The organism is Microbacterium sp. EST19A (assembly GCF_019969685.1).
GTDB lineage: Bacteria > Actinomycetota > Actinomycetes > Actinomycetales > Microbacteriaceae > Microbacterium.
The window spans coordinates 848733-864191 of record NZ_JAHXYZ010000002.1; the positions used below are offsets into that span (position 1 = coordinate 848733).

The window sequence follows — 15459 nt, forward strand, 5'->3', positions numbered from 1 at the left end:
AGGATGGCGGGATGCACCGATGCGAGGCCGCCCGATGAACCGCGGTCTCGCCGCCATGAAGGATCGCAACTTCCGCTGGTTCTTCCTCGCCAGGGCGATCACGATGATCACGGGGTCGATGTCGTCGATCGCTCTCGCCTTCGCGGTGCTCGAGATCGACAACGACGCCCGATCGCTGTCGTTCGTGCTCGCGGCGTTCACGGTCAGCAACATCGTCTTCCTGCTGTTCGGCGGTGTGGTGGCCGATCGCCTGCCGAGGGCGCTGATCATCCAGACCTGCTACGTGATCGACATCCTCACGATCGGCGCGATGGCGGCGCTCCTGTTCACGGGAACGGCGACGATCCCCCTGCTGGTGGTGCTGTCGGTCGTCAACGGCGCGTCGAGCGCGTTCGTGCTGCCGGCGATGCAGGGCATCATCCCGCAGCTCACGACGCCGGAGAACCTGCAACAGGCGAACGCCATGCTCTCCTTCGTGCGGTCGGCGGTGACGATCGGCGGACCGGTGATCGCCGGCATCCTGGTGGCCACCGCGGGCCCCGCGTGGGCGATGGTCGTGCAGGCGCTCGGCTGGCTGGTCGCCATCCCGGTGCTCGCTCTCGTGAAGCTCCCTCCTCCCGGGCACGCCGGGGGAACCACGATGTTCCATGATCTGCGCGTGGGCTGGCATGAGTTCTGGGGCCGATCGTGGCTGTGGACCGTCGTGCTCGCCTTCATGGTGATGAACGCGATCCATGTCGGCGCCTGGGGCGTCGTCGGTCCGTACATCGCGAAGAACAACGACCTGCTCGGCATCGCCGGTTGGGGCTGGGTGGTGAGCGCCGAGGGCGTGGGCGTCCTGCTGATGACCCTGATGCTGCTGTGGTTCCCGCTCACGCGTCCGCTGCGCTACGGGATGGTCGGCATGGCGGCCTTCGCGATTCCGATCACGGTTCTCGGCCTGCATCCGGCCGTCGTGCTGCTCGCGATCGCGGCGTTCATCGCCGGAGCCGGAGCCGAGGTGTTCAGCACGGGCTGGAATCTCGCGATGATGGAGAACGTCCCGGGCGACAAGCTGTCCCGCGTGTACAGCTACGACATGCTCGGCAGCTGGGTGGTGATGCCGATCGGCACGCTGCTCTTCGGCTGGCTCATCACCCAGGCGGATGCCGCGACCGTCCTCGTCGCCTCGGGCGTCGTGTACGCGGTGGTCGCCCTGGTGACCCTGTTCGTGCCGAGCGTGTGGCGCATGGGAAGACCCGCCGGCAGCCTGTCGACACACGGCTGACTCTCCGGCGTGTCAGCGCACCGCGCCGGCCGTCAGCCCGCCCACGAGCCAGCGCTGGAAGAACACCGCGGCCGCGAAGACCGGGATCACGCCGATGAAGGAGGCGGCGGCGATCTTGCCGAAGTGCGGCGTGCGGTCGCCGTAGAACAGCGACAGCGCGACAGGGAACGTCTGCGCGTCCACGCTCTGCGTGAGGAAGGTGGCGAGGAGGAACTCGTTGTAGTTGAGGATCGCGACGATGATCCCGATCGCGACGAGACTCGGCAGCAGCAGCGGAACCACGACCGACCAGAGCATCCGCAGCGTCCCCGCACCGTCGATGCGCGCCGCCTCCTCGATCTCGACCGGCAGACGACGGATGAATCCCTCGAGCAGCCAGACCGCCACCGGGACGTTGACGAGCGCGTACACGAGCGTGAGGCCGACGAGGGTGTTGTTGAGCCCGATCGAGCGCAGCAGCGTGAGCAGCGGAACGACGGCGACGATCGGCGGGAGGAGCCACGGGCTCATCAGGGTCGCGGCGAGCGTGCGCCCGCCGGCGTTGTATCTGACGATGGCCCAGGCACCCGGGACGGCGATGACCAGCGAGACCGCGGCGCCGCCGAGCGCGGCCGCCAGAGAGTTCAGGATCGACCGCGGGATGTCGGTCGCCAGCACGTCGCCCCAGTTCTCCCAATGCGGCGCAGCACTCCACAGAACGCCCGAGACGGTCTCATCCCGCCCCATCAGCGACACCGAGAACAGATAGGCGAGCGGGACGAGGGTGACCGCGAGAGCCACGAAGAGCACCGTGCTCGCGACAGGCCGTGGGCGGGTGCGCCGGTCAGTCATGTCGGGCCTTTCGTGCGAAGACCGCCACCACGAGGGTCACCACCGTGACGATCACCGCGAAGACGAGGGTGATCGCGGATGCCCGACCTATGTCGAACTCCTTGAGGGCGACCTGCTGGATGAGGTACGTGGTCACGGTCGAGGCCTGACCGGGGCCGCCCGACGTCATGACGAAGACGAGATCGAAGACCTTCAGCGCGATCACGAGACGGATGAAGAGCGCGGCGATCACCGTGCCCGCGATCGCCGGCCAGGTGATGTGCCGGAACAGCCCCGCTCCGTGTGCGCCGTCGAGCGACGCGGCCTCTCGCACCGAGGGGTCCTGCGTGAGAAGTGCGGCGTAGACGAGGATCACGATCAGCGGGGTCCATTGCCACACGTCGGCGAGACCGATCGCGGGCAACGCCCACGCCGTGGTCGACAGCGGTGCGAGAGAGAGACCCGGCAGCACCGTCGCCAGCAGCCCTCCGCCGGGATTGAACACGAGCTTCCACAGAGTGCCGACCACCACCGGCGGTGTGATCAGCGGCAGCAGGAGCAGCGTCCGCACGACCGCGCCGGCCCTGGTCGCACGCTCCAGAGAGACGGCGATCGCGACGCCCAGCACGACGCTGACGACCGCCACGGCGACGGCATAGGCGACCGTACGCGCGAACGACGCGACGACGTCGGCATCCGTCAGGACGGTCTCGAGATTCGCCGTCCCGACCCACTCCTGGAAGGGCCGACCGAGCGTCGAGTCCGTGAAGGCTGCCGCGAGGATGAACAGCAGCGGATACCCGCCGAGCACGACGATCGACAGGATCGTCGGGGCCGTGAGCAGCCGCGCGGTGCCCGATCGCGCGGCGCCGCCCGCACGTCTCGGCACGGGGCCGGACGCGCGGGCGGCACGCACACGGATCGCAGCAGCGTCAGCCAAGGATCTCTTCCCACTCGGCCTGGACGCGGTCGAGGGTCTCCTGGGCGGTGCCGCCGTCACCCGCGATGAGCTTCGCCAGCTCATCGGTGAGGATCTGCGCCGCCTGCGAGGCGTTCTCTCCCGTCGGCCAGGCGAGCGATCCGCTGAGCGTCGTGCGGTTGACGCGCTGCAGATCCGGGTAGGTCTCGCCGTAGGCCGCGCTCTCGAGCGAGGACTCGCGGTTCGGGTCGATGCCGGTCTGAGGGTCGGCGACGATCAGCTCGGAGTTGACCTCGCTGGACGCGGCGTACTCGATGAAGGCCTTCGCCAGGTCGGTCTTCTCGGTGTTCGCGGCGATGACCCAGGTGAAGCCGGCCACGAGCGACGCCCGCGCCTCGGTGTTGTCGCCGCCGACGGGCAGGGTCGTCACGCCCCACTTGCCCGCGACCTTCGAGTCGGGGTTCGTCTCCGAGCCCACGCCGAGGTCGGTCCAGTTCTCGATGAATCCGACCTTGCCGTCGTACCAGGCGCCGTTGCCGACGCCGAAGTCGGTCTCGGCCGCCGTCGGGAAGGCGTAGGGAACCGCATCCACCAGTGCCTGGGCCGCGGCCACCGCTTCGGGAGAGTTGATGGTGGGCTTGCCGTCCTCGTCGACGAACTCGCCGCCGAAGCCGGCCAGCCGGTTCGCGTAGGCGGCACCGAGGATCAGCGGCGACTTCTGGCCGAAGATCGCCGAGCCGTACACGCCGTCCGCGCCTTCGTTCTCGGTGATGGTCTCGATGTCGGCCTGGTACTCGTCCCAGGTGGCGGGCGGCTCGGTGATGCCGTTCCGCTCGAGGATCTCCTTGTTGTAGAAGAGCACGTGGGTGTCGCCGTCGAAGGGCAGACCGTAGCGGCGGTCGCCGACCAGCGTGTACGGGTCGTTGATCGACGGGATGAAGTCGTCCTCTTCGAGCGAGGGGGTCTCGGCGATCCAGTCGGTGAGGTCCTGGATCGACCCGCCCTCGGCCAGGTCGCCGATCGAGACGTACCAGGGAGCCGCGACGTCGAACGTGTTCGCGCCCGACTGCTGGTCGAGGGCGAGGGTGGAGCCGATCTCGTCGTAGGGCACGATCGTGAGATCCACCTCGGCGCCGGTCTCCTCCTCGAAGTGCTCCTTGAGCCAGTTGGCGGCGCCCTCGTGCGAGGTGATGAGCAACGCGCTCAGGGTCTGACCGGAGAAGTCCCCGTCGTCGCCGCTGCCGGCCTCGGGCGTCGTCTGCGTCGCGCAACCGGCGATGGCGATGGTCGCGGCCGTCAGCGCGGCGGCGCCCAGGAGCACGCGGCGTCCAGGGCGGCTCGGAAGGAAGGACATGGGTGGGGCTCCTCAGGCGTCGGGTCGGGGAAGCAGATCGGCGCTCAGGCTAGGGGTCGATGGAGGACCGGCGCACCGCAGGTGTAACAGTTCGTCGTGGGGCGACGCGAAGGGTCATCCCGTGCGTCGTCAGCCGTCGCGAGTGGCTATGGTCGCGAGGTCCCGAACCTCCGGAGGAGCACTGTGTCCCGCCGCATCATCCTGAACGCCTTCGACATGACATGCGTGACGCACCAGGCCCCTGGACTGTGGCGGCATCCCGACAATCAGGCCGATCGGTACCACGACCTCGACTACTGGGTGGATCTGGCGAAGACCCTCGAACGCGGCAGGTTCGACGCGATCTTCATCGCCGATGTGCTCGGGACGTACGACGTCTACCGCGGTTCGGCGGCGACCGCGCTCGGCGATGCCGCGCAGGTTCCCCTCGGCGACCCCGTCGTGCAGATCTCCGCCATGGCGCATGCGACCGAGCACCTCGGGTTCGGCGTGACCGTCGCCACGACCTATGAGCAGCCCTACGCCCTCGCCCGCAGGTTCTCGACCCTCGACCACTTCACCCGGGGGCGGGTCGGGTGGAACGTCGTGACGAGCTACCTCGATTCCGCGGCACGGAACCTCGGGCTCGACACGCAGATCGCCCACGACGACCGGTACGAGATCGCCGAGGAGTTCCTCGACGTGACGTACAAGCTGTGGGAGGGGTCATGGGAGGATGCCGCGGTGCTCCGCGACCGGGAATCCGGCGTCTTCACGGACGCGGCGCGCGTGCACCCGATCGGCCACGACGGGCAGCACTACCGGGTTCCCGGCATCCACCTCGCCGAGCCCAGCCCGCAGCGCACGCCGGTGATGTTCCAGGCGGGCGCCTCGCCGCGCGGGCGCCAGTTCGCGGCGAAGCACGGCGAGGCGATCTTCATCAACGGGCTGCGTCCGGAGGTGACGCGTCCGGTGACCGACGACATCCGCGATCGGGCCGAGGCTCTCGGGCGGCCGCGCGATTCGGTCAAGATCCTCACACTGATCACGATCGTGGTGGCAGAGACCGACGAGGCGGCGCAGGCGAGACTCGACGACTACCGACGCTACGTCTCCGTCGAGGGGGCCCTCGCGCTCTATGCCGGGTGGACGGGACTCGATCTGTCGCAGTACGACCCGGACGTCCCTCTGGAGTACGTCGACACGGATGCCGGACGATCCGCACTGTCGCTCTTCACCAAGGCCGATCCGGAGCGCAAGTGGACGCCGCGCGACATCGCCCACTATGTCGGTATCGGCGGCATAGGTCCGGTCATCGTCGGCAGCCCGCAGACCGTCGCGGATGAGCTCGAGCGGTGGGTCGAGGTCGGCGGCGTCGACGGCTTCAACATCGCCTACGTGGTGACGCCCGGCTCGTTCGAGGACATCGTCGAGCACCTCGTTCCCGAGCTCCGCCGCCGCGGCCGCACGTGGGACGACTACCCCGACGGCACGTTGCGCGGACGCCTCAGCGGCGACGGCTCCCCCGTCGTGCCGGAGTGGCACCCCGCGCATGCGTACCGCGGTGCGTACGTCGGGAGCGCGTCCGCCCTCGACGGCACGCTCGGCGGGCCGCTCGTGGATGCCGCCGGAGCGACCGACCCCGGCACCGAACTCGACGAACTGACCGCACTCACCGAGAAGGAGGACGCCCGATGAGCGTCATCACAGAGACCACGCACCGCAGCCGTTGGACGGGCACCGCGGATGCGGCCGAGCGCGCGCACTGGCGCGGCGTCGCCGAGCGCGTCGCCGCTGAGCTCGCCACCGACGCGCTGCAGCGCGACCGCGCGAACGAGGACCCGACCGTCGAGCTCGACCTGTTGCGCGATGCGGGCCTGGTCACGCTGCTGCAGCCCGCCGAGTTCGGAGGCGGAGGGGCGCACTGGGAGACGGCGTTCCTGGTCATCCGCATCCTGTCCCGCGCCGACGCATCGGTGGCCCAGGTTCTCGCCTACCACTACATCAACTCGGGCAACATCGGCTTCGCGGCCGACCCGTCCGTCCAGGAGCACTGGCACCGGAAGGCCACCGAGGGCCGGTGGATCTGGGGAGACTCGGTGAACCCGACGGATCCGGATCTCGAGCTGACCGCGGACGGCGACGGCTTCCGGCTCAACGGCCTCAAGCGCTTCTCGACCGGCGCGTCGGCGGGAGACGTGGTGCTGGCGGCAGCGCTCGTCCGGGGCGGCGACCGCGACGGCCAGGTGCTGTTCGTCGTGCTCGATCATGACCGTGAGGGCATCCGTTACCTCGGCGACTGGGATGCGCTCGGTCAGCGGTTGTCGGCGAGCGGGTCCGTCCGCTTCGAAGACGTCCTCGTCTCGGCCGACGACGTGCTCGGCGAGCTCGGCGACGAGCCGTTCTCGACGCTGCTCACGCCGGGCATCCAGCTCGCCTTCGGCAACCTGTACCTCGGGATCGCCGAGGGCGCCCTCGCACGCGGAATCGACCTCGTGCGCGCGCGCCCCCGCGCCTGGTTCCTCAGCCAGGCCGACTCGTACCGGGATGACCCGTTCGTGCAGCGCGTGGTCGGCGAGTTCGCATCGCGCATCGCGGCGGTGGAGGCCCTGACGGACCGCGCCGGGCGCCTCTTCGACGAGGTCGTGGATGAAGGGAGTGCCGTCACGGCCGAGCGCCGCGGTGAACTGGCGATCGAGATCGCCAAGGTCAAAGTGGTGTCGACCGAGGTCGGCATCGAGGTCGCGAACAGGATCTTCGAGATCACCGGGTCGAGCTCTGCCCGTGCCGACGTGGGACTCGACCTCTTCTGGAGGAACGTCCGCACCCACTCGCTGCACGATCCGATCGACTACAAGAAGCTCGAGGTCGGCGCCTGGACGCTGAACGGGGAGCTCCAGCCGATCTCCCTGTACACCTGATGGGCGCGCAGACGCAGACGCAGCCGCTCGCCGCCGCGCGGGAGCGCCTGGAGCCGGTGTTCGTGGAGATCGCGGCGGGCACCGTCGCACGCGAGCAGAACCACGAGCTGCCGTTCGCCGAGGTCGAGGCGCTTCGGCAGGCGGGATTCGGTCGACTCCGGCTGCCGACCGAGCACGGCGGCTTCGGCCTCGACTGGCCGGCCTTCGCCGAGGTGCTGATCGAGCTCGCGGCGGCGGACTCGAACCTTCCCCAGATCTTCCGCGGCCACATCGCGTACGTCGAGCACGTCCTCGCGGCGGCGCCGAGCGAGCACCGGTCCCGCTGGCTCGACCGGATCGCCGACGGCGAGCTGGTCGGCAACGCGTGGTCGGAGAACGGGGCGGCCTCCGTCGGCACGAACGCGACCAGGGTGACACGGCGCCCCGACGGCACCTGGCGGGTGGACGGCCGCAAGTTCTACACGACGGGCAGCATCTTCGCCGAGTGGATCGACGCCACCGTCGACCTCGACGGCGAGACCGTCACCGCCCTGATCCGCCGACACCAGGGCGGGGTGGAGATCTCCGACGACTGGGACGGCTTCGGGCAGCCGCTGACGGGCACCGGCACGGCCGTGTTCACCGATGCCTCCGTCGACGATGAGGATGTCGAGCCGTTCACGGCGCGTTTCCCGTATCAGACGGCCGTCTACCAGCTCACGCTGCTGGCGGTGCTCGCCGGGATCGCCGCCGCGATCGAGCGCGACACGGTCGCCCAGGTGCGTGCCCGCACCCGCACGTACAGCCACGGGAGCGCGAACCGCGTGGCCGACGACCCGCAGGTGCTGCAGATCGTCGGGGAGCTGACCGCGACGAGTGCGACGGCACGTGCGCTCGTGCTCGATGTCGCCCGCGCCGTGCAGCATGCGGCGGACGTGCTGGGCACGCCTGAGACCGAGGATGCCGTGATCGCCGCGGAGCTCGGTTCGTCGAGGGCGCAGATCGTGCTCACGGATCTGGTCCCGCGCGCCGCCTCCCGGCTGTTCGACACGCTCGGCGCGTCCGCCGTCAGATCGGGGACGGCGCTGGATCGCCACTGGCGCAACGCCCGCACGGTCGCGTCCCACAACCCGTGGATCTTCAAGGCCCGCCAGCTCGGCGACCACGCGGTGCACGGTCGCACCCCCGAGTTCGTCTGGGCGGTCGGAGAGTCGAAGGTCACCTGACTCTGGCGTATTCATAGCAATCCGGGCGAGACTGTGGGGATGACCTTCGCCGCGCTCCAGCCCCTCGCCGACCGTGCCGCCCTGTTCACCGCGCTCCGCCAGGACGCTCTCTCCGCCGCCGCCGACGCGCTGGGTGAGCACCGCTGGGACGCGGACATGGCGGCCGGCACCATCACCTTCACAGCGAACGCCGACCCGACACGGCAGCTTGTCACCCGGGCGCACCTGATCGCCACGATCGCGCCGGGACCCCGTTCGATGCTGTGGGCGTGGGCGCACCCGCAGGGCGACCCGCAGGGTGTCGCCGCGCAGCTGCGTGCCTACGGGGCAGAGCACGGCCTGGTCGACCTGACCACGCCCGAGGTCCCGTTCCCGGCCGACGCCGCCGCGGACGAGTCGTGGATCGCCCAGGCGGCGCACGTCGTCGGCGGTGTCGCGGTCGAACTCACCGGACGCTCGCCGTACTACTCCGCGCCGGTCGGCGGCGGCACCCGCGCGGTGTTCCTGCTCGACGCACCCCTCGCGCCGCTCACCGTCTCCGACGCGGTCATCGCGCTCCCCCGCATCCTCTCGGGTCTCGCGCTCACCGACGCGCGCACGGCCGTCTGGGATCTCGCCCGCCTCGCCGGCTGGACGCTGACCTGGACCGATGAGGCCTTCTCCGGCGCCACGGTCGTCGATGCCTCGGGTTCGGCGACGTTCCGCTTCGACGAGCAGGCACGCATCAGCGGGATCGAAGGCACGGTCGGCGCCCCGGCCTGACCGGGCGCCCTACCGCCGTCGAGGCACGACCATCGGCGTCGCCGTCTCCGGATCGGCGATGACCGTGCAGTCGAGATCGAACACGCGGGACATCACGTCCGGTGTGAGCACCTCGTCCGGCGTGCCGGTGCGGACGATCGCGCCGTCGCGCATCGCGACGATCCGGTCGGCGTAGCGCGCTGCCTGGTTGAGGTCGTGCAGCACCGCGACGATCGTCGTGCCGTGCTCGGTGTTGATCGCGCGGAACAGATCGAGCATGTCGAGCTGATGGGTGATGTCGAGGAAGGTCGTCGGCTCGTCCAGCAGCAGCACATCGGTCTCCTGCGCGAGAGCCATGGCCAGCCATACCCGCTGACGCTGCCCGCCCGAGAGCTCGTCCACCGGGCGGTCGGCCAGTTCGAGCACGGTCGTGCGTTCCATAGCGCGACGCACCGCGTGCTCGTCCGCGTCGCTCCACGCCGAGAAGGCACGGCGATGCGGGTAGCGCCCGCGGGCGATCAGATCGGCCACCCGCATGCCGTCGGGCGCTTCCGCGGACTGGCTGAGCAGGCCGATGTCCCGGGCGAGCTCCTTCGCGCCGCGGTCGCGGATGTCGCGACCGTCGAGCAGCACCGAGCCGGCGAGTGCCGGCAGCAGGCGGGCGATCGTCCGCAGCAGCGTCGACTTCCCGCAGGCGTTCGGACCGATGATCGCGACGAACGAGCCGCGGGCGATCGTCAGATCGAGGTCGACCGAGACCGGTCGGCCGTGGGTGTAGCCGGCGGACAGACCGCGGATGTCGAAGGTCGCGTCGCTCACAGTCCGTACCTCGACAGCAGCTCATCGGCCAGATCGCGCTGGATCTCGTCGTCCTCGCCGTTCTCCCAGATCGCGGCGAGCTGCTCGGGCAGCTGCGTCTCCTGGTCGAAACGCCGCTCCCAGTGCTCCGCATCGCGACGCCAGTAGCCCATCGTCATGTACCGAGCGGTGGGCCACTGCAGCGTGTGGCGCACATGACGACGGATCTCGCGCATCGTCGTCGCCTCGCCCGAGAACCAGAGGTACGTGGAATCCGGTCGGTCCTCGGTCGCCGTGACCGTCGCGGGGACGATCGCGTCGGCCGTGACCCACTGCACCGTGTCGTCGGCGCGGAACCGCAGGTCCTGACGATCCTGAGCGTCGTCGACGGAGAGGATCGCGTGCACGCGCGGGGCTGCGGCGGTGCGCTCGTCGAGGATGCGGCCGATGGCCGGAAGCGCGGTGGCGTCGCCGATCAGGAGGACGCGTTCGGTCCCCGCCGGCTCGGTGTAGTGCCCACGCGGGAGGTCGAACGCGACCTCGTCGCCGATGCGCGCATCCCGCGCCCACCGGGTCGCGGGTCCGTGCGCGTGGACGACGAAATCGATGTCCAGTTCGTCGGTCTCCGGTCGCCACGCTCGCACGGAGTAGTAGCGCTTGACCTCTTCGCCCTCGGGCGTCGTCAGCCAGAGCCCGAAGAACTCGTCCGGTCGGCCGCAGGAGACGAAGCGTGCGCCGTCGGCGGTCCGTGCGCCGCTCACGGTGAGGCGGAGCATTCTCGGGGTGATCACGGTCCGCGCCGTCACCTCTGCGGTGAACACGGGGATGTCGGTGCGCATCAGCGCCTCCTTCGGTTCGCGCCGGACAGCATCCAGGCGAGGTAGAGTCCGCCGATCCCGATGGTGACGAGGCCGGTGGGGAGCATGGTGGGCGCGAACAGGCGGGCGGCGACCAGGTCGCTGAAGACGAGCAGCACCGCTCCCGTCATCGCGGATGCCGCGAAGGGCATGGGACCGCTGCGCCAGAGGCGTCGGGCGATCTGGGGCGCGGCCAGGGCGACGAACGCGATGGGACCTGCGGCGGCGATCGTGACGGCCAGCAGGACGACGCCGACCAGCATCGCGGAGATCCGCAGCCGCATCGGGCGGACCCCGAGCGACATCGCACGGTCCTCGCCCAGCTCGTACAGGGTGAGCCCGGGGCGGAGCCCGGCGGTCGCGATGCCGCCGAGGAGGAGCGTCGCGAGGATGACCGGCATCCATCGTCCGTCGATGCCGTTCAGGGATCCGGCGCCCCAGATCGCCGCGGTGTGCGCCACGATGTCGTCGGCGGCGAGCTCGATCATCGTGTTCACCGCTCCGAGCATCGCCGTCAGCGCGATGCCGACGATGATGAGCCGGGTGCCGCTCGCGCCCCGCCAGGCGACGAGCGCGAAGACGACTGCGGCGGAGGCCACACCGCCGCCGATCGCTCCTGCCGTCAGTGCGGCGGTGCTGACCGATCCTCCGATGATGACGAGCAGCGCCCCCGTGTACGCGCCGGTCGAGAATCCGAGGATGTCGGGGCTTCCGAGCGGATTCCGGGTGAGCACCTGGAACAGCGCACCCGACAGCGCGAGCATCGCGCCGATGGCCGCGCCGAGCGCGACGCGCGGAAGCCTCCAGCCGAGCACGATGAGCCGGGTTCCCCGGTCGCCGCCGCCGAACAGCGCGGAGATCACGTCGGGCACGGCGATCGGCGCTTCGCCCAGGCTGAGGCCGGCGACCGCCAGCGCCGCCAGCAGCAGCGCCGACACGATCCAGACGATGCGACGCCGCCGCCGCGTGGCGGCCGGTGCCGCGATCACGGAGCCGATGCTCATGACGGTGCTCCGTCCGCCTGCACACGACGGGAGAGCACGAGGGCGACCAGCACCGGCGCACCGAGGAAGGCCGTCATCACACCGACCGGTATCGAGCGCGGCGCGATGACGACCGCGCCGAGCACGTCGGCGAAGAGCAGCAGGATGGGGCCGGCCAGAGCGCTGTAGACCAGGAGCCTGCGGGTGTCGGGGCCGAAGACGGCGCGCAGCGCGTGCGGGACGAGCAGGCCGACGAACGCGATCGGGCCGGCGGCGGCGGTCGCCGCTCCGCACAGGATCACGATGGCGAGGAATCCGCCGAGCCGGGCGATTCCCACACGGCCCCCCAGCGCGCGGGCCGTGTCCTCGCCGAGGGCGAGCAGACCGAGCCCCGGCGCGATCAGCACGACGACGATCAGGCCGACCGCCACGATCACGAGAGTCAGAGTCGCCGCCTCGAGCGAGCGGCCGCCGAGGGCTCCGGCTCCCCAGAGGCGCATGGCCTGATACGCGTGCGGGTCGATCAGGCTGAGCGCCGAGGTTCCCGCCGAGAGCACGGCGCCGATCGCGACACCGGTCAGGGCGAGGCGTCCGATCGACGCGCGGCGTCCGACGCCGCCGATCACCGCGACGAGAGCGCTGGCCAGTGCGGCTCCCAGGAACGCGAACCACATCGTGGACGCGAAGTCGCCGATGCCGAGCACGACGATCGCGATGGCGACGGCGAACGACGCACCCGCGTTGACCCCGAGGAGTCCGGGTTCGGCGAGCGGGTTGCGGGTCAGCGTCTGCATGATCACGCCGGCCACGGCCAGCGCTGCGCCGGCCGCGATGCCGATGAACGTGCGCGGCAGCCGCACATCGCGCACGATCAGGTCGGCCTCCGTGCCCGTCGGCGCCGTCAGCGCGGTGATGAGCTCGTCGACGCTGAGCGTGCGCGGACCGACGGCGATGCTCACCGTGATCGCTGTGACGAGCAGCAGCAGGACGAGCGGAAGGACGATCGCGTCGGACGGGCGACGGAGCCTCCGCCGCCCGTCCGTGGCGAGAGCCGTCACTTCGACAGGGGCTCGAGGACCTCGATCGTGAGCTCGTCGATCCAGGCCTCGGCACTGGGGTAGTCCGTGACGCTCGTCGCGAGCCCGTAGACGCGGTCGTTCTTCGCGATCTCCAGCTCCTGGAACAGGCTGCTGTCGATGACCTCCTGGATGGCCGGCATCATCGTGCCGTCCGGGTTGGAGAACGTCAGGCCGACGGTCACGCCGTCGAGGATGGTGCCGACCTGCTCGAGCGCGAACGACGCATAGCCGAAGCCCTCTTCGTCGTCGAGCGGGATGCCGCTGCCGTAGGTGAGTCCCATCTCGTTCACGATGAGGTTGCCGGTCGAACCGGTCGGCAGCTGGATCGAGAACTGGCCGGCCTCGTCGCCGAGCGAGAAGTTCGCCCAGGTGTTGCCGGAGATGACGTCGGCGTACTGCTCCTTGACCTCGTCACGACGGGCCTCGTAGGAGTCCTTCGCCTCCTGCCAGTTGTCGTGCCGGCCGAGGGCGGTCGCGATCTCCTCGGTGATCGACTGCCAGTCGCCGCGCTCTCCCCCGCCGACGATCACGGTCGGCGCGATCTCGCTGAGCCGCGTGTACGTCGCCTCGTCGACCTCGTAGGCATCGCCGAGGATGATGTCGGGCTCGGTGGCCGCGAGCGCCTCGTAGTTCAACTCGCCGTAGCTGCCGACGGACTCGGCCTCGCCGATGAACTCCTGCTGGTCGGCGGTGTAGCTGTCGATCCACGGCGTGTAGTCGATGGAGGCGACCACGGGGACGTCGAGCGACATGACCTGCCACGGGGTGTCGTACGAGATCGCCGCGACCCGCTCGGGCTCGACCGGGATCGTCACCTCCCCGTAGGCGGAATCGACGACGACCGTGTCGCCGTCGGCGCCGGCGGCATCGGCCGAGAGGTCACCTCCGGCACAGGCGGTGACGGTGAGGGCGAGGGGGACGATGGCGGCTGTCGCGAGCACGGCTCGCAGTCGCAGGGAACGGCGCAAGGAAGTCTCCAATTAGGCAAGGGTTACCTAATTATGTCGCCCGCATATGCCTGTTTCGAAGAGAAAGTTGCGCTGATCGGTCGACTATGCGCGCGAATCGGTCACGGAGCCGTACGTGCGCGCGAACGCGCGGGGTGAGACCCCGACCCTCCGACGGAACGCTGCCGAGAAGGCCGCGAGCGACTCGAACCCGACCGTCCGTGCCGTGCGGCCCACGTCCGTCCCGTTCGCGAGCATCGACATCGCCAGCCGGAGGCGCAGCTCGGAGCGCCAGCGCGAGAAGGGCATCCCGGTCTCCACGAGGAACTGCCGGGTGAAGGTGCGCACGCTCACCGAGGAGAGCACCGCCCAGGCATCGACCGTGCGACGGTCGGCCGGCTCCGCGACCAGGGCGTCGGTGACCGCGCGCAGCCACGACGAGGCGGGTGTCGGGAGCCCGGCATCGGCATCCCGCGCATCGCCGAGGAGATCGAGCGCGAACGCCTCCGCGCGCGCCCGTCGCGCGGGTTCGGTGTAGCGCGACAGCTGCGCGAGGACGTCGTCGAGCAGCGGCGGCACGGTCGTCACCATGACACGGCCGCTCAGCCCTGCGTCGGCATCGGGCTCGAACCAGGTGCAGCGCATGCTGTTGCCCGGGGCGGCCGTCACCTCGTGCACGACGCCGGCCGGGATCCAGATGCTCGTTCCGCGCGGCGCGATGAAGACCGCCTCGGGCGTGATCACGGTCACCGTGCGCGTGATCGCCGACAGCAGCTCGTGATCGTCGTGCACGTGAGCGGGCCAGTGCGCACCCTCGGACGTGGTGAGGATGTCGACGGAATCCAGGAGCGGATCGAGATCGATCGACATCGTGGGCTCCCGGGAGACGGAGTGCGGACTGCGGGTTCTGCGCGGCGGCGGTCCCGCCGCGCGCCCGGGTTCAGTGTACGGCGGGGCGCATCGCGGCGGGCGACGCGGCAGCGCCGGAGACGGACGGATGCTGTGCAGCGCGCGCAGCCTGTGGGATTCTGGTCCCATGAAGAACGGAATCGTCCGGTTCGTGTCGCTGTACGTGTTCAACGTCGCTGTCCTGCTGCTCATCGGCCTGCTGCTGCGCGGCGTCTCCGTCGGATGGAACGCCCTCTGGGCCGCGATCATCCTGACGCTCGCCGCCCTGTTCGTGAAGCCGTTGCTGCGCTCCGTCTTCCGCAAGTCCGCCGCGAAGTCGGCCTCCGCTCGCACCAAGACCGGTGAGAAGGTCGTCCAGTACGTCCTCGTCTACGTGGTCGAGCTGATCGTGTGGGTGCTGACGGTGTGGCTGAGCGGCGTGCGCTCGTCGAGCTTCTGGGGCTACGTCATCCCGCCCCTGATCCTGCTGCTCGGCTGGGTCATCTATGACCAGATCGACGACAAGCTCCACGCCAGGGCGGGCGAGCTGTACGACGTCGTCCAGGCCCGCGTCACGGGCGGCAGCGCGAAGCCGACGGCATCCGCCCCCTCCCCCGAGACGCCCGAGACCGCAGCCGCTCGCGACGAGCTGAAGGACGGCCTCACGCCCGAACAGCGGCGGATGCTCGACGAGCTCGGCTGAGGCGCGGC

15 protein-coding genes are annotated in these 15459 nt (G+C 70.1%); 6 read left to right on the forward strand and 9 right to left on the reverse strand.

What is annotated here, in order from left to right:
- Positions 1–34 precede the first annotated feature (34 nt).
- Entirely contained in the window at positions 35–1267 is a 1233-nt protein-coding gene (locus LC452_RS14085; RefSeq protein ID WP_223626373.1) for an MFS transporter, read from the forward strand.
- A gap of 12 nt (positions 1268–1279) precedes the next feature.
- Here the strand turns inward: LC452_RS14085 and LC452_RS14090 are convergent, their stop codons facing one another.
- The 3 genes from LC452_RS14090 to LC452_RS14100 are packed head-to-tail and all read right to left on the reverse strand — an operon-like array spanning position 1280 to position 4350.
- A complete protein-coding gene (locus LC452_RS14090; protein ID WP_223626375.1) occupies positions 1280–2098 on the reverse strand; it encodes a carbohydrate ABC transporter permease in 819 nt (272 codons plus the stop codon).
- Complete coding sequence (locus LC452_RS14095; protein ID WP_223626377.1) at positions 2091–3017, reverse strand: carbohydrate ABC transporter permease; 927 nt, start codon at positions 3015–3017, stop codon at positions 2091–2093. Before LC452_RS14095 ends, LC452_RS14090 begins: the two co-directional genes overlap by 8 nt.
- The gene (locus tag LC452_RS14100; protein ID WP_223626378.1) at positions 3010–4350 is read right to left on the reverse strand and encodes a sugar ABC transporter substrate-binding protein; all 1341 of its coding nucleotides are present in this window, start codon (positions 4348–4350) and stop codon (positions 3010–3012) included. The genes LC452_RS14095 and LC452_RS14100 overlap by 8 nt, the downstream gene beginning before the upstream one ends.
- A gap of 183 nt (positions 4351–4533) precedes the next feature.
- On the opposite strand from LC452_RS14100, the gene LC452_RS14105 reads away from it, so the two are divergent.
- The 4 genes from LC452_RS14105 to LC452_RS14120 are packed head-to-tail and all read left to right on the forward strand — an operon-like array spanning position 4534 to position 9217.
- A complete protein-coding gene (locus LC452_RS14105) occupies positions 4534–6027 on the forward strand; it encodes an LLM class flavin-dependent oxidoreductase (RefSeq protein WP_223626380.1) in 1494 nt (497 codons plus the stop codon).
- Complete coding sequence (locus tag LC452_RS14110) at positions 6024–7250, forward strand: acyl-CoA dehydrogenase family protein (RefSeq protein WP_223626382.1); 1227 nt, start codon at positions 6024–6026, stop codon at positions 7248–7250. Before LC452_RS14105 ends, LC452_RS14110 begins: the two co-directional genes overlap by 4 nt.
- A complete protein-coding gene (locus LC452_RS14115; protein WP_223626384.1) occupies positions 7250–8455 on the forward strand; it encodes an acyl-CoA dehydrogenase family protein in 1206 nt (401 codons plus the stop codon). Before LC452_RS14110 ends, LC452_RS14115 begins: the two co-directional genes overlap by 1 nt.
- Positions 8456–8494: 39 nt before the next feature.
- A complete protein-coding gene (locus tag LC452_RS14120; protein WP_223626386.1) occupies positions 8495–9217 on the forward strand; it encodes a DUF6882 domain-containing protein in 723 nt (240 codons plus the stop codon).
- 9 nt (positions 9218–9226) lie between these two features.
- Here the strand turns inward: LC452_RS14120 and LC452_RS14125 are convergent, their stop codons facing one another.
- The 6 genes from LC452_RS14125 to LC452_RS14150 form a co-directional block, all read right to left on the reverse strand.
- Positions 9227–10015 (reverse strand): ABC transporter ATP-binding protein, encoded by a 789-nt coding sequence (locus LC452_RS14125; protein ID WP_223626388.1) that lies wholly within the window; start codon positions 10013–10015, stop codon positions 9227–9229.
- A complete protein-coding gene (locus LC452_RS14130; protein ID WP_223626389.1) occupies positions 10012–10833 on the reverse strand; it encodes a siderophore-interacting protein in 822 nt (273 codons plus the stop codon). Before LC452_RS14130 ends, LC452_RS14125 begins: the two co-directional genes overlap by 4 nt.
- Positions 10833–11855, reverse strand: a complete 1023-nt coding sequence (locus tag LC452_RS14135; protein WP_223626391.1) for an iron chelate uptake ABC transporter family permease subunit — start codon at positions 11853–11855, stop codon at positions 10833–10835. Before LC452_RS14135 ends, LC452_RS14130 begins: the two co-directional genes overlap by 1 nt.
- Positions 11852–12892: an iron ABC transporter permease gene (locus tag LC452_RS14140; protein WP_223626393.1), complete on the reverse strand. Its 1041-nt coding sequence runs from the start codon at positions 12890–12892 to the stop codon at positions 11852–11854. The genes LC452_RS14135 and LC452_RS14140 overlap by 4 nt, the downstream gene beginning before the upstream one ends.
- Positions 12889–13881 (reverse strand): ABC transporter substrate-binding protein, encoded by a 993-nt coding sequence (locus tag LC452_RS14145; RefSeq protein WP_223626395.1) that lies wholly within the window; start codon positions 13879–13881, stop codon positions 12889–12891. The genes LC452_RS14140 and LC452_RS14145 overlap by 4 nt, the downstream gene beginning before the upstream one ends.
- An 84-nt stretch (positions 13882–13965) precedes the next feature.
- Complete coding sequence (locus tag LC452_RS14150) at positions 13966–14730, reverse strand: AraC family transcriptional regulator (RefSeq protein WP_223626397.1); 765 nt, start codon at positions 14728–14730, stop codon at positions 13966–13968.
- A 166-nt stretch (positions 14731–14896) separates the two neighbouring features.
- Between LC452_RS14150 and LC452_RS14155 the strand changes: the two genes are divergently transcribed.
- On the forward strand, positions 14897–15451 hold the full coding sequence (locus LC452_RS14155; RefSeq protein ID WP_223626399.1) for a hypothetical protein: 555 nt from the start codon (positions 14897–14899) through the stop codon (positions 15449–15451).
- The last annotated feature ends 8 nt before the right edge of the window (positions 15452–15459 follow it).